Source organism: Aminobacter sp. MDW-2, from assembly GCF_014250155.1.
GTDB classification, from domain to species: Bacteria; Pseudomonadota; Alphaproteobacteria; order Rhizobiales; family Rhizobiaceae; genus Aminobacter; species Aminobacter ciceronei.
This window is the reverse complement of sequence record NZ_CP060197.1, coordinates 757,501-769,497: the sequence shown is the minus strand read 5'-3', so window position 1 is coordinate 769,497 and position 11,997 is coordinate 757,501. Positions and strand designations below refer to the sequence as shown.

Below are 11,997 nucleotides of genomic sequence, written 5' to 3'. Positions count from 1 at the left end.
AGATGCTCGCGTTCCGCGCCTATTCCTGGTTCCTCGGCCGACGTCTGGGCCTGACACTGTTGACCCTTTGGGGATTGGCCTCGCTGGTCTTCCTGATGATCAAGCTGATGCCCGGCGACGAGGCCCAGATGGCCGCCGGCGCGGACGCCTCCGCCGCCCAGATCGAGGCGGTGCGTGAAAGGCTGGGGCTCGATGCCCCGGTCATCATGCAATATCTGAGCTTCCTGGGTCGCCTCCTGCGCGGCGACCTGGGTACGTCGATCGTTACCCTACAGCCTGTTCTGGCCGATCTCGAAAAGGTGCTGCCGAGCACGCTGGAGCTCGTCTTCGTTGCCATGCTGCTCAATCTGGCGGTCGCCATCCCGGCCGGCATCATTGCCGCCTACCGCCAGGGTGGCGTCTTCGACACGACCAGCCGCGTCACCGCCGTCATGCTCGGCGGCATGCCCGCCTTCTGGCTCGCGCTGGTGCTGCAATATGTGCTGGGCAGCGTCTGGCGCGTGGTGCCGATCTCGGGCCAGCAGGGCTATGGCATGAACTCGCCTGTCGTCACTGGTGCGCCGACCGTCGATGCCCTGATCGCCGGGAATTTTGCCGGCTTCTTCGATACGCTGCACCACATCATCCTGCCGGCGGCCGTGCTGGCGGCGCTGTTCGCTACCCAGATTTTCCGCACGTTGCGGGCCGCCTTGCTCGGTGTACTACGCTCGGACTTCATCATGGCCGTGCGCGCCAAGGGCGCCACCGCCCGCCATATGTTGGTGCGCCACGCCTTGCCCAACAGCCTCAACCCGGTGCTGACCCTTTCGGGCACCCAGGCCGGCGCGATGATCGGCTCGGCAGTGCTGGTCGAGACCGTCTTCGCTCGCCAGGGCATCGGGGCCTACATGTTCAATGCCGTCGCCCAGAAGGACGCCTTCGCCGTGCTGGGGTCGGTGATGTTCATCGGCACCGTCGTCTGCCTCGTCAACCTGATCGTCGACATCCTCCAGCTTCTTGTCGACCCGCGCATTCGCGCCGCACAACTGGGGAGCCAGGGCCAATGACCGCCATCGCCCAGCCGGCAACTACCCGCCGCAAGGAAGGCTTCAGTGCCTTCGAGATCTTCGTCTTCACGCTTGTCATCGCGCTGCTGGTGATCGCCGTCTTCGGTCCGTTCCTGGCGCCGGACAGCATCTACAATTCCGACATCGCCAACTCACTGATGCCGCCGAGTGCGGCCAACTGGTTCGGCACCGACGACCAGGGCCGCGACGTGTTCTGGCGCCTCATCGTCGGTGCCCAGACGACCCTGCTCTCGGCCTTCCTGGTGGTAACGCTCTATTCGCTGATCGGCGTCACGCTTGCCACAGTCGCTGCCGCCGGTCCGCGCTGGCTCGACGAGGGCCTGATGCGCATCACCGACATCGGCCTGGCACTGCCCGGCATGATCGTGGCGCTCGGCTTCGCCGCCGCCATGGGCGCCAGCCTGCGCTCGGCGATCATCGCCATGGCCATAACGGGCTGGCCGATCACCGCCCGCATGCTGCGCGGCATCATGCGCCAGACCATGGAGCAGCCCTTCGTCGCCGGCGCCCAGGTGCTGGGCGTGTCGAAGTGGCGGCTGATGACCAAGCATGTGCTGCCCAATTCGCTCGACGTCTTGATCGTCAAATGGGCCGGCGACATCGGCACGACGGTGCTGGTGCTGGCGAGCCTGTCCTTCATCGGCGTCGGCGCCCAGCCGCCGAGCGCCGAATGGGGCGCCACCATCGCCGCCGCCCGCGGCTATGTCTCGACCGCCTGGTGGACCGTCGTCGCTCCCGGTGCGGCGGTTGCCATTACCTCGATCGCCTTCGGCCTGCTCGGCGACATCATCCAGGTCCGTCGCGATCCGTCCTTGAGGGGCAACTGAGATGAGGACCGTGCACCCCATGCCCGACCAGTCCACTGTTACCCCGCTTCGTCCGCCTCTCGTCACCGTCGACAAGCTGACAGTCGACATGCCGCTTGGCCGCAGCGGCGCGAGCGTCCGCATCGTCGATGGCGTCGATTTCAGCATCGGTGTCGGCGAGCGCGTCGCCTTGGTCGGCGAGTCCGGCTCGGGCAAGTCGCTGACGGCACGCGCGTTGATGCGGCTCGACCGCCTCGCCAGGCTGTCCGGCCGGGTCGACTTCGACGGCACCGACCTGCTCAAACTGTCGGACCGTGACATGGGCAGGCTGCGCGGCAGCTCCATTGCCATGGTCTTTCAGGATCCGATGAGCTTCCTCGATCCGCTGATGACCATCGGCGACCAGGTCGCCGAGACGCTGCGCATCCGAGGCATCGGCAAGGCCGAGGCGCGCAAGCGGGCGCTCGCCGTGCTCGATGAGCTCGGCGTCGACCGCGCCGCCCAACGCCTCGATGCCTATCCGCACGAGTTCTCCGGCGGCATGCGCCAGCGCGTCGTGCTGGCGATGGCGCTGGTCGGCGAGCCGCGCCTGCTGATCGCCGACGAACCGACGACGGCGCTCGACGTGCGCGTGCAGGACCAGGTGCTCGACCTGCTCGACGACGTGTCGACGCGCCGTGGTCTGGCAGTGCTGTTCATCACCCATGACCTCGGAGTCGTCGCCGGTTTCGCCGAACGGGTGATGGTCATGTATTCGGGCCGCATCGTCGAGGATGGCGAAGTTGCGAGCGTATTCGCCAAGCCGAGCCATCCCTACACACAAGGGCTGATCAAGGCGGTGCCGCGCATCGACCAGGATCTCAACACGCTCTACGCCATCCCAGGTGCGCCGCCGCCACCACTGGCGCGGCCGGGCGGTTGCCCATTCCATCCGCGCTGCGATCAGCGCTTCGAACGCTGCGACAAGGACCTGCCCATGCTATTGCCGGTCGGTCTGTCGCGCGTCGCCTGCCACCTGCATGACGGCCACCAGCATGACAGAAAGGGCGCCTGACCATGCTCATGTCCATCGACAGCATCAGCAAGTCATACAATGCCTTCCCCAACCCGCCGGCCAAGGTGCTGCACGACGTCACGCTCAACATCGACGCCGGCGAGGCCATCGGCCTCGTTGGTGAATCGGGATCCGGCAAGTCGACGATCGCCAAATGCATGCTGGCGCTGATCAAGCCGGAAGACGGTGCGATCACATATGACGGCATCGACGTCATCCATGCCAAGGGCGAGGAGCTCAGGCGTTTCCGCCGCGAAGTGCAGATGGTGTTCCAGGACCCCTATGGCAGCCTCAACCCGCGCATGACGGTCGAGGAGCTGATCGGCGAGGGACTTTTGATCCACAAGCTCGAGCCGACGGCGGCTGCACGCCGCAAGCGGGTCGCCGAGATCATGGACATGGTCGGCCTCAACCCCAACGACATGGACCGCTACACGCGCTCCTTCTCCGGTGGCCAGCGCCAACGCATCGCCATTGCGCGCGCGCTTGTCATCCGCCCGCGCATCCTCGTCTGCGACGAGCCGGTGGCGGCCCTCGACGTGTCGGTGCAGGCGCAGGTCATCAACCTGCTGCAGGACATGCAGAAGAAGCTGAACCTCGCCATCGTCTTCGTTGCGCACGACTTGGCGGTTGTCCGCCATCTCTGCGAAAAGATCGTCGTGCTGCACAAGGGCAAGGTCGTCGAGCAGGGTTCGCGCGACGAAATCTTCGGCAACCCCCGCATGCCGTACACCCAGTCGCTGCTGGCGGCGGTGCCGGTACCCGATCCCGTCGCCGGCCGCGCCCGCCGTGCAGCGCGCCGCCTCGAAACCGCAAACTGACATTACCAAGGAGACTGCCGATGCGTATCGGTGTCGATGGCCGCAAGATTCCCGAAGCCACCAAGCGCGGACCTGTGGCCAGCTTCGATCATGCCAAGGAGCTGGGCATGGAGGGCCTGTTCTTCCGCACCGTGCTCGACATGAGCCCGACGCTGGATGCCGGCTATCTCGGCGAGATCAAACAGCGCGCCGACGAACTCGGCATGTATCTCGAAACCGGCCTCGGCAAGGTCAATCCTTATGCCACCCCCGAGGCGCCCGAACTGCGCCTCATCGGCGACGGCGACATCGTGCTCGGCTTCCGCCGCATGATGGAGGCCTGTGCCGCCATCGACTGCCGCGAACTCTGGGTGGCGACCGCCAACTACAAGCCGGCCTATACCGGCCGCTTCGCCTACGACCGTTTCCGCACCGACGTGACCTGGCAAGAGCAGCTCGACGCCACCGCGCGCTTCCTCAAGAAGCTCGCGCCGATCTCTCGCGACCTCGGCATCCATCTGAACCTCGAGACGCATGAAGAGATCACCTCCTTCGAACTGGTGCGGCTGGTCGAGGAAGTCGGGCCGGATACGACGGGCATCGTCTTCGACACGGCCAACGTGCTGCAGCGCGCCGAGCACCCGGTCTGGGCGGCCAGGCGCGTGGCGCCTTATGTACGCCAGTCCCACATCAAGGACGCGCTGATTGCCTATGATGGCGAGGTGCTCGATTTCCAGATGCGCCCTTGCGGCGGCGGCGTCGTCGATTTCCGCGCCATCATGCCGATCCTGGCCGCCGCCAATCCCGGTCTCAACCTGTCGATCGAAAACTACGAATCTTTCTCGGACCGGCCGCGCAACCCGCCCAAGATGATCATCGAGATCGCCGATCCCAAATGGCTCGAAGGCCACCCCGACCTCAGTGTCGAGGAGTATGCCGACTATATGAAGATGGTGCAGGACTACGCTGCCCGCATCGCCAGCGGCGAGGTCCTGGACCGCGAAAGCTTCGCTGCCTGGGCTGTGAAGAACTACCACTATGCCGAGACGGTCGACTACATCAAGACAAGTGCCGCCCACGTCAGGGGCATCTGCCAGGAGCTCGGCCTGCCACTGCAGAAGGCGGCGTAGGCCGGTTTATCGACTGCGAACGGCAAAACCCGCGGAAGGCAGCTTCCGCGGGTTTTTCTTTTTGCCGCTGACTGTTTGTCATCAAACCCCTCTCCGGCCCTTCGGGCCACCTCTCCCCAGAGGGGCGAGGAACCCAAGCTGGACAGGCGCTGGCACGTATCCGAAGTCTCGTTGAGCGTTCAGAACCTGGGTTCCTCGCCCCTTTGGGGAGAGGTGCCGAGCGCAGCGAGGCGGAGAGGGGTTGCTGGGCGAACACGTCAATCGCTTGCGAACGTGCCCCAACAAAAAGGCCGCGCAGTCGGCGCGGCCCTTTTTGTCTTCAGCAGGCGTGTAGTAGCCTACCACTCGAGCACGATCTTCCCCGCTTCGCCATTGGCGGCGTTATGGAAGGCGGCCTGGTAGTCGTCGGCCTTCATGCGGCTAGTGATCACCTTGCGGATGTCGAGGCCGCTTTCCAGCATCGCCAGCATCTTGTGCCAGGTCTCGAACATCTCGCGGCCATAGATGCCCTTCAGCGTGATCATCTTGAAGACGATCTTGGAAAGATCGATCGGGAACGGCTTTGCCGGCACGCCGAGCAGCGCGATACGGCCGCCCATCAGCGTGTGTTCGATCAGCTGGTCGAAGGCGGCGGGCGAGCCGCTCATCTCGAAGCCGACGTCGAAGCCTTCGCGCATGCGTAGCCGCGCCATGGCGTCGCGCAGGTCTTCCTCGGCGACGTTGACGGGCGTGACGTCGGCGACCTGGGTGGCGAGTTCGAGGCGCTTGGGGTTGACGTCGGTGATGACGACATGGCGCGCGCCGCAATGCCGCGCCACCGCAGCACCCATGATGCCGATCGGGCCGGCGCCGGTGATCAGCACGTCCTCGCCGGCAACGTCAAAGGACAGCGCCGTATGTACGGCGTTGCCGAGCGGGTCGAGGATGGCGCCGAGCTCGTCGTCGATGGTGTCGGGCAGCGGCACCACGTTGAAGGCGGGGATGCGGACATATTCGGCGAAGGCGCCGGGCAGGTTGACGCCGATGCCTTGGGTCTCCGGATCGAGATGGTAGCGGCCGGCGCGGCTGGCGCGGCTGCGCATACCGATGACATGGCCTTCGCCCGACACGCGCTGACCGACCTTGAAGCCGCGCACATGCGAACCCAGCTCGACGATCTCGCCGGCATATTCGTGGCCGGTTATCATCGATACCGGCACGGTCTTGGCCGCCCATTCGTCCCACTTGTAGATGTGGATGTCGGTGCCGCAGATGCCTGTCTTGTTGACCTTGATCAGCACGTCGTCGGGGCCGACTTCCGGTACGGGCCGGTCTTCCATCCAGATGCCGGGTTCAGCCTTGGCCTTGACCAGTGCGCGCATGGGAAAACTCCTGAAACTCAGATGATGCCGAGCGACTTGCCGGCGTCGGCAAAGGCGTCGATGGCGAAGGTGATGTCCTGCTCGTCGAGCGCTGCCGACATCTGGGTGCGGATGCGCGCCTTGCCTTGAGGCACCACGGGATAAAAGAAGCCGGCGACATAGACGCCGCGCTCGTCGAGCGCCTTGGCCATTCGCTGCGCCAGCACCGCATCACCCAGCATGACCGGGATGATCGGCGTCTCGCCGGGAAGCAGCGTGAAGCCGGCCTCGATCAGGCCATCGCGGAAGCGTGTGGCGTGGCGGCCGAGTTTTGCACGCAGATCGTCGGCGCTACGCGCGATCTCGATCGCCTTCAGCGAGCCGGCGGCAACGGCTGGCGCCAGGCTGTTGGAGAAGAGGTAAGGACGGGCGCGCTGGCGCAGCAGGTCGATGATCGGCTGCGACGCCGCGATGAAGCCGCCCATCGCGCCGCCCAGCGTCTTGCCCAGCGTTCCGGTGACGATGTCGACGCGGTTGCCGACGCCCGTCAGCGCCGGCGTGCCGCGGCCTTCTTCGCCGATATGGCCGGTGGCATGACAATCGTCGACGGCGACGATGGCGCCATAGCGCTCGGCGAGATCGCAGATCTGCTTGAGCTTGGCGACGTGGCCGTCCATCGAGAACACGCCGTCGGTGACGACCAGCTTGAAGCGCGCGCCGTCAACTGCGGCCTGCTTGAGTTGGGTCTCCAGGTCGTCCATGTCGCCCTGGGCGTAGCGGAACCGCTTGGCCTTGGAGAGCCTGACGCCGTCGATGATCGAGGCATGGTTCAGACTGTCGGAGATGATGGCGTCCTCGGCGCCGAGCAACGGCTCGAACAGCGCTCCATTGGCGTCGAAGCAGGCAGCGAACAGGATCGCATCGTCCTTGCCGAGATAGTCTGATATGGCGTGCTCGAGCTCGCGGTGCAGCGTCTGGGTGCCGCAGATGAAGCGCACCGAGGCCATGCCGAAGCCAAACTCGTCGAGAGCAGTTGCCGCCGCCCTGCGGATATCGGCATTGTCGGCGAGGCCGAGATAGTTGTTGGCGCAGAGATTGACCATCTGGCGTTCGCCATCCGGACCCTTCACCTTGATACGGCCGGCCTGCATGCCGGAGATATGGCGCTCACGCTTGTAGAGGCCGTCGGCCTCGATGCCCTGGAGAACGTTCGAGATGTGGGAAAGGAAATCCTGGTTCAACGGTCTCTCCATCCATTAAGGTGGAAATTCCGATATAATGGATATAGTAGCAAGTCTAGTGGAATCCTGTTGGGCCAGCGAACCAGACGCAAATGCCTCGCAGGACGGCCAAGCCGGTGCTATCAGTGGGCCGCTTTTGGGGGAGGCGACATGGAAGTGAACGACGCGCCGAAGATCGGCCCGGTAATCCAGAAGGAACGCAAGGAGCGCCACCTGACGCTCGACCGGCTTGCGGCGATTTCGGGCGTTTCGCGCTCAATGCTGTCGCAGATCGAGCGCGGCGAGGCCAACCCGACATTCGCCGTTCTGTGGTCGCTGACCCAGGCCCTCGGCATCGATTTTTCCCAGCTCATCGCGGGCGGCATCACCCACCAGCGTAAGGCAGAGGCCATCGAACTGGTGACGCTGGCGCTGACACCTGAAATCAAGAGCCCTGACGGGGCTTGGCGGCTGCGTATCCTGAGTTCGCCGGCCCTGGCCGGCCGTATCGAATGGTACGAGGTCGAGATCGCGCCTGGCTGCAAGCTGCAAAGCGCGCCGCATGCGCCCGGCACCTTCGAGCATCTGACTGCCAACACTGACGGCCTATCGGTGGAAACCGAGCTGGGACGGCAGGCGCTGAAGACAGGCGAGACGGCGCGCTATCGCGCCGACGTATCCCACGAAATTGCCAATAGCGGCTCGGAAACCGCCCGAGCGCTGATGGTGGTTCTGTACGACCAGGACAACTAATCCCATCAGGCACGGACTGGCGCGGATTTTCTGCTCTTGACGGGGCAGCAAGCCTGCCGCTTCCTCCCAGCCAAGCGGCACCGTTCGTCGACGCGCCGCGACCGCGAAAAGGGAGAGCGTCATGTCCGGCAGGTGGGATTTCTGGGTCGACCGTGGCGGCACCTTCACCGACGTCATCGGGCGCGACCCTGATGGTCGCCTCCACCCCCGCAAGTTGCTGTCGGAAAATCCCGAGGCCTATCGCGATGCTGCCATCCAGGGTATCCGCGACCTGCTCGACCTGACGCCAGGAGCGGCCATTCCGCCCGGCAGCATCGGTGACATCAGGATGGGCACGACAGTTGCCACCAATGCGCTGCTCGAACGCAAGGGCGACCGCGTCCTTCTTCTCATCACCAAGGGGTTCCGCGATGCCCTGCGCATCGCCTACCAGGCTCGGCCGGACATCTTCGCCAAGGAAATCATCCTGCCCGAGCAACTCTATGAACGTGTCGTCGAGGTCGACGAGCGGGTGCGGGTCGACGGTACCGTCGAGCGCCTTCTCGATATCGCGGAGATCAAGCCGCAGCTGCTGCAAGCCAGGGCCGACGGCATCGATGCCGTCGCCATCGTCTTCATGCATGCCTGGAAGTTCCCCGAACACGAACGCGCCGTCGCCGCCGTTTGCCGCAAATGTGGGTTCTCCCAGGTGTCGGTCAGCCACGAGGTTTCGCCACTGATCAAGTTGGTCGGGCGTGGGGATACGACTGTCGTTGATGCCTATCTGTCGCCGATCCTGTCGCGCTATGTCCGGCAGGTGGCAGGGGAATTGGGCGTTTTGCCGTCCCCCTTGTGGGCAGGGTCGGACGGCGAAGACGGACGGGGTGGGGGTGACAGTGCGACGAAGTCTGCCTCCGCCCCGGTGCTGCGCCCCGACCCTGCCCACAAGGGGGACGGCAAAAACCCTCGCCTCATGTTCATGATGTCCTCCGGCGGCCTTACCGCCGCCGAGCTGTTCCAGGGCAAGGATGCGCTTTTGTCAGGCCCCGCAGGCGGCGTCGTCGGCATGGTCGAGACGGCCAGGCTTGCCGGTTTCGACAAGGTCATCGGTTTCGACATGGGCGGCACCTCGACCGACGTCGCCCATTATGACGGCGAATACGAGCGCAGCTTCGACACCGAGGTCGCCGGCGTGCGTGTCCGCGCCCCGATGATGCGCATCCACACAGTTGCCGCCGGTGGCGGCTCGGTGTTGCATTTCGAGGCTGGCCGCTTCCGCGCCGGGCCGGATTCCGCCGGCGCCAATCCCGGTCCCGCCTGCTACCGCCGCGGCGGCCCGCTCGCCGTCACCGACGCCAATGTCATGCTCGGCAAGCTGCAGCCCGATTTCTTTCCGGCTATTTTCGGCCCTGCGCAAGACCAGCCGCTCGACGCTCGCGTCGTACGCAAGAAGTTTGCGGCGCTCGCCGAAGAGATCGGCGATGGCCGCAGCCCCGAGGCGGTCGCCGAGGGTTTCGTCACCATCGCCGTTGAGAACATGGCCAACGCCATTAAGAAGATCTCGGTCCAGCGCGGCTACGATGTCACGGAGTATCTGCTCAACTGCTTCGGCGGCGCCGGCGGCCAACATGCCTGCCTGGTGGCCGACGCACTCGGCATGGAGGCGGTGCTGATCCACCCCTTCTCCGGCCTGCTGTCGGCTTATGGCATCGGCCTGTCGTCTGTCTTCGCCTCGCGGCAGCAGGCGCTGCTCAAGCCGCTGGCCGAGGAATCGCGCGCCGAGATCGAGGCCTTGATCGGCAATCTGCGCGCCGAGGTGCTGACTGAGCTCGCCGGTCAGGCCATCGCCGAAGACGATGTCGCCCTGCGGCCTGTCCTGCATATCCGCTACGACGGCACCGACACCGCCCTGCCGGTCGGCTTCGAGCACGGCTCGATCGCCGTGGCCAAGGCTGCCTTCGAGGCTGCCCACAAGGCGCAGTTTGGCTTCATATATAAAGACAAGCCGACCGTGGTCGAAGCGGTGGTGTTGGAGGGTCGCGACGGCAGCGCCCGCGGGCTCTCGGAACAGGAGACCCTGCTTGAAGAAAAGCCGGCCACCACCGCCGAGACGAGAAAGATATTCACCGAAGGCGCCTGGCATGAGGCCGGTGCCTTCCGCCGGGCTGGCATGAGGCCCGGCCACAAGGTCCCAGGTCCTGCCCTTATCATAGAGAGCCACCAGACAATCGTTGTCGAACCCGGCTGGACCGCGGAGATCAGCGCCCGCAACCACGTCGTCATGCGGCGCGTCGAGAAAAAGCAGCGTCGCGCCGCCATCGGCACCGCCGCAGATCCCGTCATGCTCGAGGTGTTCAACAACCTGTTCATGTCGATCGCCGAGCAGATGGGCGTGACGCTGCAGAACACTGCCTATTCGGTCAACATCAAGGAGCGGCTCGACTTCTCCTGTGCCGTCTTCGACCGCACGGGGGCGCTGGTCGCCAACGCACCCCACATGCCGGTGCATCTCGGCTCGATGGATCGCTCGGTCGAAACCATCAACCGTCTCAACGAGGGCGACATCCATCCCGGCGACGTCTTCGCGCTGAACGCTCCTTACAATGGCGGCACCCATCTGCCAGACATTACGGTGGTCACGCCGGTGTTCGACGAGGAAGGGCTCTCCCCCGCAAGGGGGGAGAGCAGCCAGTCACGAAAGATCCTCTTTTGGGTCGCCGCGCGTGGCCATCACGCCGATGTCGGCGGCACTGCACCCGGCTCGATGACCCCGTTGGCAACGACTGTCGACGAAGAAGGCGTGCTGTTCGACAATTTCCGTCTCGTCGAGCGCGGCACGTTCCGCGAAAATGAACTCCACCGTCTGCTGACCGACCACGCCTATCCCGCCCGCAACCCGCAGCAGAACATTGCCGACCTCAAGGCCCAGATCGCCGCCAATGAAAAGGGCGTGGCCGAACTCAGGAAGATGGTCGGTCATTTCGGCCTCGACGTCGTTGAAGCCTATATGGGCCATGTCCAGGACAACGCCGCCGAAAGCGTGCGCCGCGTGCTCGACCGCCTGCCTGACCATGCTGAGTACGAATACCCGACCGACACCGGCCAGGTCATCAAGGTCAGGATCTCCATCGACCGGGCCGAGCGCAAGGCGACTGTCGACTTCACCGGCACCTCGCCTGTGATGAAGAACAACTTCAATGCGCCCGAGCCGGTGGCCCGCGCCGCCGTGCTTTATGCCTTCCGCGTCATGGTCGAGGACAACATCCCGATGAATGCCGGCTGTCTCCGGCCGATCGACATTATCATCCCCGACGGTTCGATGCTGCGCCCGTCCTATCCGGCCGCCGTCGTCGCCGGCAATGTCGAGACCTCGCAGCACGTCACCAACGCGATCTTCGGCGCCATGGGCGCGCTCGCCAATGCGCAAGGCACGATGAACAATCTCACCTTCGGCAACGCCACCTACCAATATTATGAGACGATCTGCTCCGGTTCGCCCGCCGGCCGCATGAACGACGGGCGTGGCTTTGCCGGCACGTCGGGTGTCCACACCCACATGACCAATTCGCGCCTGACCGACCCCGAGATCCTCGAGCTGCGTTTCCCTGTCTTGCTCGAGGACTTCCGTATTCGCGAGGGCTCGGGCGGCAAGGGTCGCTGGCCAGGTGGCGACGGCACCAAGCGCACGATCCGCTTCCTCGAGAAAATGGAGTGCTCGATTCTCTCTTCGCACCGCTCGCGTCCGCCGCTCGGGCTGGACGGCGGCGGCGAAGGCCAGAAAGGAGCGACCAAGGTCCGTCGCAACGACGGCACGATCGACATGCTCAAGGCCTGCGACCAGACCGTGC

Annotated in this window: 9 protein-coding genes (1 of these 9 only partly in view); 7 read left to right on the top strand and 2 right to left on the bottom strand. The window is 64.9% G+C overall.

From position 1 onward, the window contains the following. Window positions 1–2 precede the first annotated feature (2 nt). Genes H5P29_RS03745 through H5P29_RS03725 form a run of 5 tightly spaced genes read left to right on the top strand, consistent with a single transcriptional unit; the run spans window position 3 to window position 4,857 of the window. On the top strand, window positions 3–1,046 hold the full coding sequence (locus H5P29_RS03745) for an ABC transporter permease (protein WP_067955494.1): 1,044 nt from the start codon (window positions 3–5) through the stop codon (window positions 1,044–1,046). Next, window positions 1,043–1,894: an ABC transporter permease gene (locus tag H5P29_RS03740; RefSeq protein WP_067955492.1), complete on the top strand. Its 852-nt coding sequence runs from the start codon at window positions 1,043–1,045 to the stop codon at window positions 1,892–1,894. Before H5P29_RS03745 ends, H5P29_RS03740 begins: the two co-directional genes overlap by 4 nt. A 19-nt stretch (window positions 1,895–1,913) precedes the next feature. Further along, entirely contained in the window at window positions 1,914–2,927 is a 1,014-nt protein-coding gene (locus tag H5P29_RS03735) for an ABC transporter ATP-binding protein (protein WP_067965851.1), read from the top strand. Window positions 2,928–2,929: 2 nt separating this feature from the next. Next, window positions 2,930–3,748 carry an ATP-binding cassette domain-containing protein gene (locus H5P29_RS03730; protein ID WP_067955490.1) on the top strand — a complete coding sequence of 273 codons (819 nt, stop codon included), beginning with the start codon at window positions 2,930–2,932 and terminating at the stop codon, window positions 3,746–3,748. A gap of 20 nt (window positions 3,749–3,768) precedes the next feature. After that, window positions 3,769–4,857, top strand: coding sequence for a sugar phosphate isomerase/epimerase (locus H5P29_RS03725; protein ID WP_067955489.1), 1,089 nt, complete (start codon window positions 3,769–3,771; stop codon window positions 4,855–4,857). Window positions 4,858–5,195: 338 nt separating this feature from the next. Here the strand turns inward: H5P29_RS03725 and tdh are convergent, their stop codons facing one another. Both tdh and H5P29_RS03715 read right to left on the bottom strand, forming a co-directional pair. Continuing rightward, window positions 5,196–6,218, bottom strand: coding sequence for an L-threonine 3-dehydrogenase (tdh, locus tag H5P29_RS03720; RefSeq protein WP_067955487.1), 1,023 nt, complete (start codon window positions 6,216–6,218; stop codon window positions 5,196–5,198). Between the two features lie 17 nt (window positions 6,219–6,235). Next, window positions 6,236–7,438, bottom strand: a complete 1,203-nt coding sequence (locus H5P29_RS03715) for a glycine C-acetyltransferase (RefSeq protein ID WP_154385207.1) — start codon at window positions 7,436–7,438, stop codon at window positions 6,236–6,238. A gap of 150 nt (window positions 7,439–7,588) precedes the next feature. Between H5P29_RS03715 and H5P29_RS03710 the strand changes: the two genes are divergently transcribed. Both H5P29_RS03710 and H5P29_RS03705 read left to right on the top strand, forming a co-directional pair. Further along, on the top strand, window positions 7,589–8,170 hold the full coding sequence (locus tag H5P29_RS03710) for a helix-turn-helix domain-containing protein (protein ID WP_067955483.1): 582 nt from the start codon (window positions 7,589–7,591) through the stop codon (window positions 8,168–8,170). 121 nt (window positions 8,171–8,291) lie between these two features. Then, a protein-coding gene (locus tag H5P29_RS03705; protein ID WP_067955481.1) for a hydantoinase B/oxoprolinase family protein crosses the window boundary here: on the top strand, window positions 8,292–11,997 show its 5' portion. Its footprint extends 62 nt past the window's final position; 3,706 of the gene's 3,768 nt are visible here — the first part of the coding sequence; the start codon lies at window positions 8,292–8,294; its stop codon lies beyond the right edge, outside the window.